At 65.4% G+C, this 15,226-nt stretch carries 14 protein-coding genes; 5 read left to right on the top strand and 9 right to left on the bottom strand.

All coding sequences use genetic code 11. The features are described 5' to 3' along the window. Positions 1-92 precede the first annotated feature (92 nt). The 3 genes from ACQR1W_RS16535 (at position 93) to upp (ending at position 3,538) form a co-directional block, all read left to right on the top strand. The gene (locus tag ACQR1W_RS16535; RefSeq protein ID WP_434851749.1) at positions 93-1,349 is read left to right on the top strand and encodes a GTP cyclohydrolase II; all 1,257 of its coding nucleotides are present in this window, start codon (positions 93-95) and stop codon (positions 1,347-1,349) included. A gap of 14 nt (positions 1,350-1,363) precedes the next feature. Beyond that, complete coding sequence (locus ACQR1W_RS16530) at positions 1,364-2,587, top strand: URC4/urg3 family protein (protein WP_434851748.1); 1,224 nt, start codon at positions 1,364-1,366, stop codon at positions 2,585-2,587. Positions 2,588-2,908: 321 nt separating this feature from the next. Beyond that, a complete protein-coding gene (gene upp / locus ACQR1W_RS16525; RefSeq protein ID WP_008970541.1) occupies positions 2,909-3,538 on the top strand; it encodes a uracil phosphoribosyltransferase in 630 nt (209 codons plus the stop codon). 25 nt (positions 3,539-3,563) lie between these two features. Here upp and ACQR1W_RS16520 read toward each other — a convergent pair whose 3' ends face one another. Continuing rightward, the gene (locus ACQR1W_RS16520) at positions 3,564-4,187 is read right to left on the bottom strand and encodes a PadR family transcriptional regulator (RefSeq protein ID WP_434851747.1); all 624 of its coding nucleotides are present in this window, start codon (positions 4,185-4,187) and stop codon (positions 3,564-3,566) included. A gap of 56 nt (positions 4,188-4,243) precedes the next feature. On the opposite strand from ACQR1W_RS16520, the gene ACQR1W_RS16515 reads away from it, so the two are divergent. Continuing rightward, complete coding sequence (locus ACQR1W_RS16515; RefSeq protein ID WP_434851746.1) at positions 4,244-5,854, top strand: AMP-binding protein; 1,611 nt, start codon at positions 4,244-4,246, stop codon at positions 5,852-5,854. A 164-nt stretch (positions 5,855-6,018) separates the two neighbouring features. On the opposite strand, the gene ACQR1W_RS16510 is transcribed toward ACQR1W_RS16515, so the two are convergent. From ACQR1W_RS16510 to ACQR1W_RS16475, 8 genes are read right to left on the bottom strand one after another with little or no spacing between them, the layout of a single operon-like run. After that, the gene (locus ACQR1W_RS16510; RefSeq protein ID WP_434851745.1) at positions 6,019-7,392 is read right to left on the bottom strand and encodes an amidohydrolase family protein; all 1,374 of its coding nucleotides are present in this window, start codon (positions 7,390-7,392) and stop codon (positions 6,019-6,021) included. Further along, positions 7,389-8,972 carry an ABC transporter substrate-binding protein gene (locus tag ACQR1W_RS16505; RefSeq protein WP_434851744.1) on the bottom strand — a complete coding sequence of 528 codons (1,584 nt, stop codon included), beginning with the start codon at positions 8,970-8,972 and terminating at the stop codon, positions 7,389-7,391. The genes ACQR1W_RS16510 and ACQR1W_RS16505 overlap by 4 nt, the downstream gene beginning before the upstream one ends. A gap of 10 nt (positions 8,973-8,982) precedes the next feature. Continuing rightward, positions 8,983-9,876, bottom strand: coding sequence for a polysaccharide deacetylase family protein (locus ACQR1W_RS16500; RefSeq protein WP_434851743.1), 894 nt, complete (start codon positions 9,874-9,876; stop codon positions 8,983-8,985). Further along, positions 9,863-10,681 (bottom strand): ABC transporter substrate-binding protein, encoded by an 819-nt coding sequence (locus ACQR1W_RS16495; RefSeq protein WP_434851742.1) that lies wholly within the window; start codon positions 10,679-10,681, stop codon positions 9,863-9,865. Before ACQR1W_RS16495 ends, ACQR1W_RS16500 begins: the two co-directional genes overlap by 14 nt. A 10-nt stretch (positions 10,682-10,691) precedes the next feature. Beyond that, positions 10,692-11,456, bottom strand: coding sequence for an amino acid ABC transporter ATP-binding protein (locus ACQR1W_RS16490; RefSeq protein WP_434851741.1), 765 nt, complete (start codon positions 11,454-11,456; stop codon positions 10,692-10,694). Further along, positions 11,453-12,310, bottom strand: a complete 858-nt coding sequence (locus ACQR1W_RS16485) for an amino acid ABC transporter permease (protein ID WP_434851740.1) — start codon at positions 12,308-12,310, stop codon at positions 11,453-11,455. Before ACQR1W_RS16485 ends, ACQR1W_RS16490 begins: the two co-directional genes overlap by 4 nt. Beyond that, a complete protein-coding gene (locus tag ACQR1W_RS16480) occupies positions 12,307-13,128 on the bottom strand; it encodes an ABC transporter substrate-binding protein (RefSeq protein WP_434851739.1) in 822 nt (273 codons plus the stop codon). The genes ACQR1W_RS16485 and ACQR1W_RS16480 overlap by 4 nt, the downstream gene beginning before the upstream one ends. Before the next feature lie 20 nt (positions 13,129-13,148). Further along, on the bottom strand, positions 13,149-14,096 hold the full coding sequence (locus tag ACQR1W_RS16475; protein ID WP_434851738.1) for an N-carbamoyl-D-amino-acid hydrolase: 948 nt from the start codon (positions 14,094-14,096) through the stop codon (positions 13,149-13,151). Positions 14,097-14,270: 174 nt separating this feature from the next. Between ACQR1W_RS16475 and ACQR1W_RS16470 the strand changes: the two genes are divergently transcribed. After that, the gene (locus ACQR1W_RS16470; RefSeq protein WP_434851737.1) at positions 14,271-15,224 is read left to right on the top strand and encodes a LysR family transcriptional regulator; all 954 of its coding nucleotides are present in this window, start codon (positions 14,271-14,273) and stop codon (positions 15,222-15,224) included. The last annotated feature ends 2 nt before the right edge of the window (positions 15,225-15,226 follow it).

Genomic DNA, 15,226 nt, shown 5'->3' with positions numbered 1-15,226 from the left:
ATGCATGGAAACTAACAGCTCTTTCCGGTCAGGCCCGTCGTATCGGCGGGCCGTTGCCGTTTTGGGGGTGGCTCTGATGGGGTTACTCTGAGATGACTCGCTCCAACCGCACTGACCACATTCGCCTGACCTCACATCCGGTTCCGGGCGCCAAGCACAACTTTCCGCTCCAATGGGGCGCGCCGAGCGCGCGCGAACGCGGGCCCATCATCGGCACCGTTTCGCGGCCGCAGGACCGCAACGTGATCGGCAGCCATGGCGGCTCCTATACCGTCTATCGGGCGCTGGCCGTCTCCTCCGGCGCCCTCGATCCGATCCGCCGCCCTGACCTCACCAACACTCACCCGGCCGCCACGATCGGCCCGTTCGCGCAGTGGCGCGATCCGGCGAAGATTGTCGCGCTCGATCCCTGGGGCCATCTGGTCGCGGAGAATTTCGGCGCCGAAATCGCCGAAGGCATCGACATCCGGCCGACCATCGCCGTGACCAAGGCGCGCCTCGATCTGCCGGAGCTGCATGCCGCGATCGCGGCCAAGCGCCTCGCCACCGATGGCGATGTCGTCCACGCCAATGGCAGCGTTTCGGTGACCAAGATCGCGATCGATCCGGTGTGGTACCTGCCCGGCGTCGCGGCGCGGTTCGGCACCAGCGAGACCAATCTGCGCCGCGGCCTGTTCGAGCAGACCGGCGGCATGTATCCGGAGCTGGTGACGCGGCCGGATCTGCAGGTGTTCCTGCCGCCGATCGGCGGCACCACTGTGTATCTGTTCGGCGATGTCGACAAACTCAACGACAGCAAGACCAAGATCACCTGCCGCGTCCACGACGAATGCAACGGCTCCGACGTGTTCGGCTCCGACATCTGCACCTGCCGTCCCTATCTCATCCACGGCATCGAAGAATGCGTCCGCGCCGGCCAGACCGGCGGTCTCGGCATCATCGTCTACAATCGCAAGGAAGGCCGCGCGCTCGGCGAGGTGACCAAATTCCTGGTCTACAACGCGCGCAAGCGCCAGGAGGATGGCGACGCCGCAGCGGCTTATTTCGAGCGCACCGAATGCGTCGCCGGCGTGCAGGATGCGCGCTTCCAGCAGCTGATGCCCGACGTGATCCATTGGCTCGGCCTTACGCGCATCGATCGCTTCATCTCCATGAGCGACATGAAGCACGATGCGCTGACAGGCCAGGGCGTCGACATCGTCGAGCGGGTACCGATCCCGGACGAGCTGATTCCGGCCGATGCCCATGTCGAGATCGCGGCCAAGAAGGCCGCGGGCTATTTCTCGCTCGAACCGCAGAAGCCGCAAGAGCTCGGCGACACGGTCGGGCGCCCGCTCGAGAAGTACTGAGCGAGCCGGACGACATGGTCGATGCTTCCTCCCTCTTGTCGGCCCAGGCGGTGCGCGAGCGGGCGCACCGAATGCTTGCCCTCGGCCTCGACGACAGGCTGCCGCATTTCCGCATCGATCTTGCAAAGCTCGATGTAGTCGCCGAGCTTGTGCTCGCAGTGACACGCGAGGCCTATCCGAGCGGCGACGTCCCGTTCCATTCGCGCTGGCGGCATTTCGTTGTCGCCGGCGAGGACCGCTGGGCGGCGCTTGCCAGCAAGGTCAGCTGGCCCGATGCCGCGGCACGGGCGCGCGCGGAATTCGATCTCGCCATCGTCAGCGTGCTGCTCGATGCCGGCGCCGGCGCGGCGTGGCGCTATCATGATCCGGTGAGTGGCGCGCGCATCGGTCGCTCGGAAGGCCTGGCGCTGGCCAGTCTCGACATATTCGCAAGCGGCGCATTCTCGGCTGATGCAAACGATCCGCTGCGCGCCGATGCGGCCAAGCTGGCGCAGCTCACGGTCGCAGATCTGGAACGCGGCTTTCAGATCAGTGCCGAGAATCCGCTGGTCGGGCTCGAAGGCCGGACCGATCTATTGCGCCGGCTCGGCGGCCTCATTGCCGGTAAGCCCGACATCTTTGCGCAGAAGGACCGCGCCCGGCCGGGCGGACTGTTCGACCGTTTCGCCGCGCGCGCGCAGGGCGGCCGCATCGACGCACCTGCTGTTCTCTCCGAGGTGCTGATTCAGCTCGGGCCGATCTGGCCATCCCGCATCACGCTCGACGGTGTCACGCTCGGCGATTGCTGGCGCCATCCGGCGCTCGAGACCGGTAATGCGACCAGTGGGCTGGTGCCGCTGCACAAGCTGTCGCAATGGCTCAGCTATTCGCTGATCGAGCCGCTGCAGCGCGCCGGCCTCGTGGTCGACGACATCGACGGCCTCACCGGGCTCGCGGAATACCGCAATGGCGGACTGTTTGTTGACGGCGGGGTGCTGGTGTTGCGCGATGCGGAGGAAGCGATGCGTGCGCACGCGGTCGACTCCACGCTGGTAGTCGAGTGGCGCGCGCTCACCGTCGCCCTGCTCGACCGGCTCGCGGAAGTTATTCGTCAGCGCCTGAATCAGGATGCCGAGCGCCTGCCGCTCGCCAAGATCCTCGAAGGCGGCAGCTGGGCCGCGGGGCGGAAGCTCGCTTTCGAGCGCCGCCCCGACGGTTCGCCCCCGATCCAAGTGATCAGCGACGGCACGGTGTTTTAGGGTATTTGAGGTAGGCACCTGTCGTGCAGCATAGACGGTGTCCCCTGTCCCCTTGTGGGAGAGGGTGGGGCGGACGAGCGAAGCGAGTTCGAGCCAGGTGAGGGGTTCTTTCCGCGGAGACGGACCCCTCACCCGGCATGATCGCGCTGCGCTCGATCATGCCACCCTCTCCCACAAGGGGAGAGGGTGGCACCACGCATGATGCTGTAGGATGAGCAAGGCGCAGCGTGCCTATCGACTTCCGGCATGGTGCGAGATCATGGTGGGCACGTCGCTTCGCGCCGTTGTCCACCCTACAAGAGAGATAGTGGAGCAAACGGCATGCAAGGCGTCACGGTTGTCGATCATCCGCTGGTCCAGCACAAGCTGACGCTGATCCGCGACAAGTCGATCTCGACCAAATCGTTTCGGGAACTCCTGAAGGAGATCGGCATGCTGCTCTGCTACGAGGTCACGCGCGACCTGCCACTCACCGAGGTCGAGGTCGAGACGCCGCTGGCGCGCATGCAGTCGGCCAAGATCGCCGGCAAGAAGCTTGTCTTCGTGCCGGTGCTGCGCGCCGGCGTCACCTTCGTCGACGGCATGCTCGACCTGGTGCCGACCGCGCGCGTCGCCCATATCGGGCTATATCGCGAGCCGCAAAGCTTCGCCGCTGTGGAATATTTCTTCAAGGCGCCGTCCGATCTCAGCGAACGGCTTGCGGTCGTGGTCTCGCCGGTGCTGGCGACCGGCAACACGGCGGTGGCCGCGATCGATCGCCTGAAGGAGCGCGGCGCCAAGGACATCCGCATGGTCAATATGATCGCGGCCCCCGAAGGCGTCGAGCGCGTGCGCGGGCTGCACCCGGACGTCCTGCTATGGACCGCGGCGATCGACGAAGGCCTGGACGACAACGCCTTCATCGTGCCGGGCCTCGGCGATGCCGGCGACCGCGCCTACGGCACGCGGTAACCTCATCAAGACGTGCCACGCCGCTTCATCGCGCTCGACGTGGTGGACGCCGCGGCGTCTTCGTGCTCCCCGCTACCGGTTCTGCCTGCGGCGGATGCCTGGCAATGTCCTCCCAGAATTCGAGATAGACCTTCGCTATCCTGATGCCGAGGAACAGCGGCGCCATGCGCCGGTTGCGACCCATCCGCGGCAGATATTTGCTCTCGATCTGAGCATAGGTCGCGAGTCGCTCGCGCGCCATCCGCACCTGATTCCTGGCGAGCGCCACCAGATCTTCCTCGCTCATGAACTCGCCGAAGAACAGCTGCAGCACCGCCGTGTCCCGCAATTCAAACAACTCGCCGGGCGACGTTCGTAGCCATTGTCTGAGCGCGGCGTTGCCCTTTCGCGTGAGGCTGTAGAGCTTGCGGCGCCGACCGGCCTCCTCGCTCTTGCATGACAGCAGGCCGGCTTCAGCCAGGCGCTCCGGCTCGCCATAGAGCTGCGAGTGCGGAAAGGGCCAGAAATAGCTGACGGACCGGCTGATCGACTTCTTGAGATCATAGGGCGTCGACGGGCCGCGCAGGCCGATCAGGCCGAGCACGAGGCACGACACCGGGCTGAGCCGGACGACGTTGTGAGCTTCGACGGTAAAATCGTGATTGGACATAGTCCGATTCATACCATACGTCCTGGACTATGCGATATGAAGTCGAGGTACGCGTCATGGCCGATCTGAGGAGCTTTTCGGATCCGCTGTCGTATCAGGCCGCTGATCGATCCCAGCCGATCCTGGACCTTGCCATCGGCGATGTCTTGCGGACTGCAGCCGCCACCTGGCCGGACCGGACAGCGCTGGTGGATGGCAGCCCGCATGGTCGGCGCCACCGCTGGACCTTCACGGATTTGCTGCGCGACGCCGAGGCGGTCGCCCGCGCGCTGTTGCACCGTTTTGCCCCCGGTGAGCACGTCGCCATCTGGTCGGCGAACCAGCCCGAATGGGTGCTGATCGAATTCGGCGCGGCGCTCGCCGGGCTGACCCTTGTGACCGTCAATCCCGCCTATCTCCGCGACGAGCTCGCCTTCGTGCTGAGGCAGTCGCAGGCATGCGGCGTCATTGTCCAGGACAGCTACCGCAATCGCGATCTGCTCGCGATTATCGACGATGCCCGCGGCGCCCTGCCCGCGCTGCGCGAAGTGATCCCGCTGTCCTCATGGCCGGCCTTCATCGCAAGCAGCACATCGGCGTCACTTCCGGCCGTCGCCTGCAACGACGTAGCGCAGATCCAGTACACGTCGGGGACGACAGGCGCACCGAAAGGCGCGCGGCTCACCCATCGCAACCTCGCCAACAATGCGCGGCTCTTTGCGCAGACGATCGGCGCCGATGACCACGACGTCTGGATCAATCCGATGCCGATGTTCCACACGGCCGGCTGCAGCCTGATCACGCTCGGCGCGCTGCAGACCGGCGGCGCCCATGTGCTGCCGCCCGGCTTCGACGCCGATCTGATGCTGCGCCTGATCGAGGAGGAGCGCGGAACGATCTCGGGCGGCGTTCCCACTATGCTCGGCCGCATGCTGGATTCGCCGGCGCTCGACAGACACGACCTGTCGTCCTGGCGCAAGGTCATGCTCGGTGGCGCGCCCGTTCCGCCCGAGCTGGTGCGCCGCGCGCAAGCGCGCGGCCTCAAGGTGGTGATCGGCTTCGGCCAGACCGAAGCCTCGCCTTATGTCACCCACACGCTGCCCGACGATCCGCATCCCGACTGGATCACCACCGTAGGGCGGCCGCTGCCGCAGACCGAAATCAAGATCATCGACCCTGACAGCGGCGAGACCCTGCCACGTGGCCGGATCGGCGAGATCTGCGCCCGCGGCTATTCCGTGATGAAGGACTATTTCAACGATCCGCAAGGCACGGCATCAGCGATCGACGCCGACGGCTGGCTGCACACCGGCGATCTCGGCAGTCTCGATGATTACGGCTATTGCCGGGTTCAGGGCCGCCGGCGAGACCTGATCATCCGCGGCGGCGAGAACATCTACCCGCGCGAGATCGAGGATGTCCTGCACACCCATCCCGCCGTACTGGACGCGTCAGTCGTCGGCATCCCCGATACAGACTGGGGCGAGGTGCCGGTCGGCTTCGTCATCTTGAAGCCCAATCAGCAAGGCGATGCTGACGAACTGATGCAGTTCTGCCGGGCGCGGCTCGCATCCTACAAGGTACCGCGAACCTGGCGCTTCGTCGCGCAGTTCCCGCAGACGGCATCGGGCAAGATCCAAAAGTTCAAGCTGCGTGACGACTATCTCAGTGGCGATCCCGCTGGATGATCAATCCTACTGCATCACAAGCGTAAGACATGGATGCTTCATCGGTCATTCCGGGGCGATGCGATAGCGTCGAGCTATGGTGCGCAATTGCGCTACCTGAGAATCTCGAGATTCCGGGCTCAATCCTGACGGGCTGGAATGACGGCGGTTGTGACGCGGTAAGATCAGCCCGCGAACGCCGCCTGTGCTTCCGGCAGCGCCCAGATCTTTTCGATCGCCGCCGTGCCTGCCGCCATGATGGCGGCCTCGTCGCCATGCAAGTAACGCCCCTCATGAATCAGGAGCCGCCCGTCCACCATCACCTGGTCGATATTGGCGCGGTTGGCGAGCGCGATCAGCGCGCGACGCGGATCGAACAGCGGCTGCAGATGCGGATGGGTCATGTCGACCACGGTGAGGTCAGCAGTCGCGCCCGGCACCAGCGCGCCCAAATCAGGCCGCTTGATCAGCGACGCGGCCGTGGCGGTCACCGCCTCGATCAGCACAGGCGCGCTGGCCGCTTCGGCTTGGCCTGACGCAATCTTGGAGATGATCGACGCGGCATTGAGCTCGCCCAGCAGGTCCATGTTGTAGCCATCAGTGCCGACCACGGTGCGCACGCCATGCGCGGCGAAACGGCCGAACGCGGCGGTGACACCGGCGCGGGCGAACACGCGCGGGCAGTTCAAGACGGCCGCGCCGCGCGCCGCCATCAGCTTCAAATCGGCGTCGGTCGAGGCATGGCAATGCGCGGCGAGGAGATCGTCGCCGAGCACGCCGAGCCAATCCAGATATTCGGCCGGCGTTCGCCCGTCATAGCGCGCGGCGATGGTGGCGACCTCGCCTTGGCTCTGCGCCATGTGAATCGTGATGGGCACGTCGAGCTCGCGCGCACGCGCGGCGGCAGCGCGCAGCAGATCGGGGCCGCAGGTATCGGTGGCGTGCGGGCTCATTGCGAGGCGGATGCGCCCGTCGGCCTGCCCGTGCCAGCGCTGATAAAGCGCGTTCCAAGTCGCCATGTCGGCCTCGCCGTCGTCGCCGGCGTAACGCACGACGCCATCAGCGCCGGCCTTGGCGTCACCGGTCGAGAACAGATAGGGCGCACCATAGAAGCGCAGCCCCATCTCCTCGGCCGCATCGAACAGCTCGGGGATCGTGTTGCGTGACGGCTCCATCACCGTGGTCGCGCCGCCCTTCAACAGCTGCAGCATGCCCATGCGCCCGACCGCGCGCCGTTCCTCGTCCGAGAGAATCTCGGCGCCGCGCTTCGAGAGCGGCAGCAGCACCGTGTAGACGATGCTCTTGTTGTTGCGGCGGCCGTTGCCGTCCTCGGTCAAGGTTCGCGCGATCGCCTCGCTGAAGATATGGTTGTGCAGGTTCAACAGGCCCGGTAGCACGAAGCGGCCGGGACGGTCGAAAACCTCGTCCGCAGTAGGCCGGTCGGGCGTGATCGCCGCGATCCGGCTGCCCTCGATCAGCACCCAATGGTCACGCAGCACCTTCTGCGCGCCCTCCTCGCGAGTCAGCACATAGCTGCCGAAGATTGCCGTTGTGCTCATGCGGGCCTCACATTCCAGAACACCGCGGTGCCGTCGAGAATGCCGGTGATGCTCTTGCGATAGGCGGTCGGCTGCTTGTACAGGCCGATCGGGTAATAAGGAATTTCCTCGAACGCCAGCGCCTGGATCTCGCGGCAGACACGCTGCTGCTCGGCGATATCAGTCGCCGCCAGCCATTGGGCGCGCAGTGTCCCCATCTTCTCGCTTCTGTACCAGCCGGCCACCGCGCCCTCGCCGCGCAGATTGGTATTCCCGGCCGGATTGAGCCAGTCGATGCCCTGCCAGTTGCCGACCGCGGCGTTCCAGCCGCCCTGCTCGATCGGATCCTTCTTCAGCTGACGCTGCAACACAGCGGCGAAATCCAGCGCGACATACTCAACACTCATGCCGGCGCGCCGCATCATGTCGGCGGCGACCTCGCCAAGCGGCCGCTGCGCCTGCGAGTTCGCCGGCACCAGCAGCACGACCTTCTCGCCATTATAGCCGGCCGCTTTCAGCTCGGCCTTCACCTTCTCCATGTCGCGGGGCCCGCGGAACACGTCGAGGCCGACATCGCTCGCCAACGGCGTCCCAGGCGCAAAGAAGCCGATCGGTGTGACCTGATAGGCGGGATCGCTGCCAGCGACCGCGGTCATGAACGCCGCCTGGTCGATCGCACCCAGCAGCGCGCGGCGGATCGCTGGGTTGTTGAACGGCGGATGCAGATGGTTCACCCGCATCAAACACGCATAGCCGCGCGGATCGAGCACGCGGATCGCGATGTCCTCCTCCGCCTTCAGCACCGGCAGAAGATCGTGCGGCGTGGTCTCCTGCCAGTCCTGCTCGTCGGTGCGCAAGGCCGCCGCCGCAGTGCCGGCATCGGGCATGGTCGACCACACCACTCGATCGTAATGCACGATCTTCGGGCCTGCGGTCCAATCCGGCTTGCCGCCTTCGCGCGGCTGATAGCGCTCGAACTTCGCATAGACATTGCGGATGCCCTGCACCCGTTCCTCTTTCACGAAGCGGAACGGGCCGCTGCCGAGCACCTCGGTGAGCGGCTTCATCGGATCCTGGGTCGCCAAGCGTTCGGGCATCATGAAGGCTGGCTGCACGGCGGCCTTGCCGAGCGCCTGCGGCAGCAACGGGAATGGCCGCTTTAGCCGGAAGCGGATGGTCTTGTCGTCGGGCGCACTGAGCTCATCGGTGGCCGCGATCAGCTCGGCACCAAAGCCGTCGCGCGCGGCCCAGCGCTTGATGCTGGCAACGCAGTCGCGCGCCAGCACCCTCTCGCCGTCGTGCCAGACCAGGCCGTCGCGCAACGTCAGGTCCCATTGCCTGCCATCGTTGGAGGTGACATGGCCCGACACCATCTGGGGCGACACGTCGAGCGCGGCGTTCATGCCATAGAGCGTGTCATAGACCATGAAGCCGTGATTGCGCGTCACCTGCGCGGTCGAGAAGATCGGATCGAGGAAGGCGAGATCGATCACGGGAATGAAGCGCAACGTGGTCTGCGCCTCGGCGCGAACGAGTCCCGGCATCGCCAGCGCGGGAAGCGTGGCGGCAGCGCCGAGCAGCGAACGGCGGGATATCGGCATGCGGCCTCCGTTAGCGCTTGGCGGCCTCAGCCGCCTCGTGGCGCTGATAGTTCGCCGCGATCTCCGCGCCGGTGGTGATCCAAACGTCGGAGCAGGACTTCGCGTAGGTCAGGAAGTCGCGCAGCAGGCGAAAGCGCATCGGCCGGCCCGAGACCTGCGGATGCAGCACGGTGGTGACCATCGCGCCCCACTCCCTGACTTCGTCGAGCTCGTCCTTCCACATCGAGAGCACGTGCTCCTTGGGAAAGATCGAGCGCGGCGAGAACCGCGCTGACAGGCCGTGCATCCAGTCATCATAGCTAGCCGTGACGGGAATCTCGATCGTGCCAGGCTTTCCGTCGGCGAGGCGATGGCGATAGGGCCTGACATCGTCACGGAACGAGGACGTGTAGACGATGCCGTGCCGGACCAGCGCGACACGCAGCTCCTCGGTGAACTCGCCGAACGGCGCGCGATAGCCGATCGGTGTGACGCCAAGGCGGCGCTTGATCGCCTCGAACCCCTTCTCCAGCTCCTCTTCGATAAAGGGATCGCCGGGATCCGGCAGCAGATGATGATAGCCGTGATGGCCGATCTCGTGTCCGGCTTTCAGAATCGCTTCCGCCATGGCCGGATGTGCGTCGACGGACCAGCCCGTGATGAAGAAGGTCGCTTTCAGATCGAGCTCGCCGAGCAGCTCCAGAAGCTTCGGCGTGCCGACACGGGCCTCGTAGCCGCCATAGCTCATCGTGATCAGCCGCGCCGCATGCGCCGGGTCCTTCGAGGTCCAGGCGCTCTCGGCGTCGACGTCGAACGACAGAAACATCGCCGACGTGAAAGGCTTGGGCCAGGGATAGTGCGGCGCCGGCGGCGCGGTGTTGGCGGGGGCCAGCGGGATGCCCTGAAGCGCCTTACTGTCCAGCATTGATCGTTACCTTCTCGATCCCGTTGTCGTTCAGCTTCCATTTCGCCAGCAGCGTCTTGTAGCTGCCATCGGCGATCAGCGCCTCCAGCGCGCTCTGCAACGCCGCTCGCAGATCGGCCGCCGTCACCGGCGTTGCGAGCCCCGTATACTGCAGGGCAATCATGTCGCCGACCGGCACATAGGCGTTTGGCTCCTGGTCCATGATGTAAGGCAGGGTTTCATTGCCCTGCACGGCCGCATCGATGCGGCCTTGCCTCAGCTGCGTGCGTGCATCGGCAGACCCTTCGGTGCCGACGAACTGGATCGGACTCGCGCCACAATTCGTTGCGCTCCAGGCCGCGATCTCTTCGGGAAACTTGGTGCGCCTGGAGGCGCCGACCTTCTTGCCGCACAGCGCCTGCGCGTCCTTGAGCTCGGCGGCGCGCGAAGCCTGCACGAAGAAGCGCGGACCGCTGCGCAAGTAATCGATGAAAGTCGCCGTCTCCTGCCGGCTCTTGGTATCGGTCATCCCCGTCAGGATGATATCGAAACGCTGGGTCGCGAGCCCCGGCATCAACTGGTCGAAGCTGGTCTCCTGCCAGACGATCTTGACGCCGAGCGCCTTGCCCAGGGCTTCGCCGAGATCGACATCGAAACCGGTCAGCGTCGATGTGGCGGGATCCTTGAATTCCATCGGCGGATAGTTCGGCACCACGGCGATCCTCAGCCCATTCTGCTTGATCTCCGCCGGCAGCTCGGCGGAAAGCGCCGGGCCGGCGAGAACAGCGCCGATCAGCGCCGCCAGGACAAACTTGTTTCGTCGCATCGATCCCCCTTCAAACTTCTGCGGCCAGGAAAGCACGGGTGCGCGCCTCGCGCGGTGCAGTGAGCACGTCCCTGGCCGGGCCGGATTCCACGATCGCGCCCTGGTCCATATAGACGACGCGATCGGCCACCTCGCGCGCAAAGCCAAGCTCATGCGTCACCACAAGCATCGTCATGCCTGATGTCGCAAGCTCCTTCATGACGGCGAGCACCTCGCCGACCAGCTCCGGATCGAGCGCCGAGGTCGGTTCGTCGAACAGCACGAGCTGGGGCCGCATCGCGAGCGCACGCGCAATCGCCACGCGCTGCTGTTGCCCGCCCGACAATTGCGAGGGATAGGAAGCCGCCTTCTCGGCGAGGCCAACGCGACGGAGCAGCTCCATCGCCTCGAGCTTTGCTTCGGCCAACTTCCGCTGCTGCACCTGGACCGGCCCTTCGAGGACATTCTCCAGCGCCGTCATGTGCGGAAAAAGATTGAAGCGCTGGAACACCATGCCGCATTTCAGGCGCTGCCGTCCGATCTCCTTATCGCTCAGACGATGCAGCCGGCCAGAGTGCTCGCGAAAGCCGAGCAATTCGCCGTCGAGCCAGATGCCGCCGCTGTCGATCGTGGTCAGCTGGTTGACGCAGCGGAGCAACGTGGTCTTGCCCGAGCCGGACTTTCCGATCAAGCAGACGACCTCGCCGGGCCAGACGTCGAGCGAGACCTGCCTCAGCGCCTGGAAATCACCAAACTGCTTGCTGATCTGCCGGATCGCAATCAGCGGCTTGCTCATCGCGCCACCTGCACAATGCCGCGGGCAAAGCGGCGTTCGAGCAGCATCTGCAGCGGGGTCAGGACGGAGACCACGAGCAGATACCAGAGGCCGGCAACGATCAGAAGCTCGATCACACGCGAATTGGCGTAGTAGATGTTCTCGGCCGAGTGCAGCACTTCCGGATATTGGATCACGCTGGCGAGCGATGTTGCCTTGACCAGGCCGATGAACTCATTGCCAAGCGGCGGCAGCACCACGCGCATCGCCTGCGGCAGGATGATCCGGCGCAGCGCGTGCAGCCGGCCCATGCCGATTGCTTGCGCCGCCTCATATTGGCCGATGTCGACCGAGAGCAGCCCTGCGCGCATCACCTCCGACGTGTAGGCGCCCTGGTTGATGCCGAGCCCGAGCAGCGCGGCGAGGAACGGCGTCATCACATCGACGGCACGCGCACTCCAGAGCCCGGGGATGCCGATGGTCGGAAACACCAGCGCCAGGTTGAACCACAGCAACAATTGGAGAATCAGCGGCGTGCCGCGGAACAGCCAAGTGTATCCCGCAGCCACCGCCTTGAGCACCGGATTGGGCGACAGCCGCATGATCGCGACGACGATTCCGAGCGCGATGCCGAGCGCCATCGCCAGCACCGCCATCACCATCGTGTTGACGATGCCCTGCAGGATGACCGGCGCGGTCAGGAAGCGGCTGACATAGGACCACTCGATCTGCCCGCGCGCAAAGGCGCGGCCGATCGCGGCCAGCACGATGAGGATCGCGGCGGCCGTGACCCAGCGCTCCCAATGCGCCTGCCGCGCGACCTTGAACGACGACAGGTCAGGAAACCCTTCGGCCAGCGCATCCGCGCGATTCATTGCGGCGCCGCGTTGAGCATCGGCTCGCGCACCGCATTGGCGCCGAGTCCCCAGGTGTCGAGAATGGCCTTGTAGCTGCCGTCCGCGATCATCGCCTTCAGCTGCTCGGTCACGACGTCGCGCAAAGCGATATCGTCCTTGCGGAACATGATGCCCTGATAGCCGAACGCGATGGGATCGCCGACCACGCGATACTTGCCGCTCTCCTGCGCCTGCGCGTAGGGCAAGGTCTCGCTGCCCTGCACCGCGGCATCGATGCGGCTCTGCTTCAACTGGTTGCGCACATCGATCGAGTTTTCGCCGGGCACATATTGCGCGGCCGGCTTGCCGCTGGCCTCACACACCGTCTTGCTCCATTTCTCGATCTCGGCCGGAAAGCTGGTCGAGCGCGTGGTGCCGATCTTCTTGCCGCAGAGATCTGCGGCCAGCTTGGCGTCGCTGTCGGCGAGCACGAAGAATTGCGGACCGGTGACGAGATAGTCGACGAAATCGGCGGTCTCGCGGCGCGACGCGCGATCGGATATCCCGGAGATGATGAAATCGGCCCGCTTGGTCTGCAGGGAGGGAATCAACTCGGCGAAAGCCGTCTCGCTCCAGACGATCTTCAGCCCCAACCGCTTCGCGAGCGCATTGGCCAGATCGATGTCGAGCCCCTTCAGCTCATTGGTTGCGGGGTCGCGATATTCCATCGGCGCGTAGGTCGAATTCACCGTGAGCCGCAAGGTGCCGGACTGCTTGATCTCGGCCGGGAGCTCGGCGGCCGCAGCCGATGCGAGCGCGGCGAGCCCCATCGCGCAGATGCCAATCGAACACCGCATCGACCTGCTCCTTGCCCCCGTCACTGTGCGGGCTCGATTGCGCCGGCGCGCTCGGTGATGACCCTATACTGCTCGGGGCGCCGATGCGCGGCGAAATTGAACATCTTGTCCTTGCCCTGGCGGCAGAGATCCAGATCGATGTCGGCCACGATCACCTCGTCCGCAAGCGAGGTCGCCTGCGCAACGATCTGCCCGTTGGGATCGACGATGCAGGACGCGCCAATCAGCCCGGAGCCGTCCTCGTCACCGGCCTTGGCCACAGCGATGGCCCAGGTCGCGTTCATATAGGCGTTGGCCTGCGCGACCAATGTCGAGTGGAAGGTGCGCAGAGCTGCGTCCTCGGCGTTGCCGCCGTTCGGATCATAGGCCGCGGAATTGTAGCCGATGCAGACGAGCTCGACGCCCTGCAAGCCGAGCACGCGCCAGGATTCCGGCCAGCGGCGGTCGTTGCAGATCATCATGCCCATGATGGCGCGGCCCCATGCGGCCCCAGTGCGCACCGCGGGAAAGCCGAGATCGCCATATTCGAAATAGCGCTTCTCGAGCTGCTGATACTTGGCGCCCGGCCGCGGCTCGACCGAGCCGGGCAGATGCACCTTGCGATACTTGTTGATGATCTGCCCTTCGCCATCGACCAGGATCGCGGAATTGAAGCGTCGGCCATCCGCGGTGAGCTCCGCATAGCCGACATAGAAGCCGACGCCAAGCGCGCGGGCGCGGTCGAACAGCGGCTGCACATCAGCATTCGGCATGCCGCGTTCGAAATAGCTGTCGAGCGTCTCGCCGTCGAGGATCCAGCGCGGGAAGAAGGTGGTGAACGCAAGCTCCGGGAATACCACGAGCCGCGCGCCCTGCGCGGCGGCCTGGTCCAGCAGCGCGATCATCCGCGCCAAGGTGTGCGCGCGGGAATCGGCCCGTTGCGTCGGCCCCATCTGGGCGGCGGCGGCGCGGACAATACGGCTCAACATTGCCTCCGATCTGTGCGCATTGCTGCCTTCCAACGCGGCACAGCCATGCCGTCGGCGCAATGCGAGAAGAGACAATTACGCGGAAGCGGCGCAAGATTTGCAACGCCTCACGACGGCGCCGCGCTATGATATTTTGGCCGGGACCATAACACCAGCTTATAAGGGGTTCGTCCGATGAACCTGCGTCAGCTTGAAATCCTGCGGGCGGTCATTCGCCATCGCACCACCGTCGCCGCCGCCGAAGAGCTGGCGCTGTCACAGCCTGCGATCAGCAATGCGCTGAAGGCGATGGAGGCGCAGGCCGGCTTCACGCTGTTCGAGCGCATCAACAACCGGCTATTCCCAACCACCGAAGCCATGGCGCTGTACGAGGAGAGCGAGGCGATCTTCGCGCTGCATGCGCGGCTGGAGAACCGCGTCCGTGATCTGCGCGAGCAGCGCACCGGCCATCTTGCGATCGTGGCGACACCGCCGCTCGCCTACAGCATCATTCCGCCGACGCTGTCGGGCTTCCTGCGCCGGCGCCCGCAGACGCGGGTGTTCTTCGACGTGCGGCGCTATGAGGGGATCATCGAAGGCGTTCTGGGCAATGTCGCCGAGCTCGGCTTCGCGCTCGGCCTGTCGGATCATCCGGGCATCGCGCATGAGGTGGTGCACACCGGCGAGATGGTCTGCGTGCTGCCGCCGAAGCATCCGTTGGCTGAGCGACCAGTGATCTCGGCTTCCGATCTCGCCGGCTTTCCGCTGATCGGGCTGGAGCGCGGCACGCGGCTTGGCGAAGCGGTGCGCGAGAGCTTTGCGCAGGCGGGTGCGCCATTCCAACCCAGCGTCGAAGTACGCTATTGCAACACCGCCTGCGTGCTCGCCGCCACGGGAGTCGGCGCCGCCGTGGTCGATCAGTTCTCGACGCAACAGGGCGGTCACGACCTCGTCGTCCGCCCCTTCACGCCGGCAACGAACGTCTCAGCCTATATGCTGTGGTCGGAAGCCAAGCCGCTGTCGAACCTCGCCAAGACATTCCGCAGCGAGGTTCGCAACGCGAGCCGAAATCTGGCTGGCGGCGGCGTCTCCGGCGACGCTTCACACGAAGCCCAGGCGCAACCGCAGCTTGAAGCCACCCGCGCCTGACG

Source organism: Bradyrhizobium sp. HKCCYLS1011, from assembly GCF_051167795.1.
GTDB lineage: Bacteria > Pseudomonadota > Alphaproteobacteria > Rhizobiales > Xanthobacteraceae > Bradyrhizobium.
This window is presented reverse-complemented; position numbering and strand designations above follow the sequence as displayed.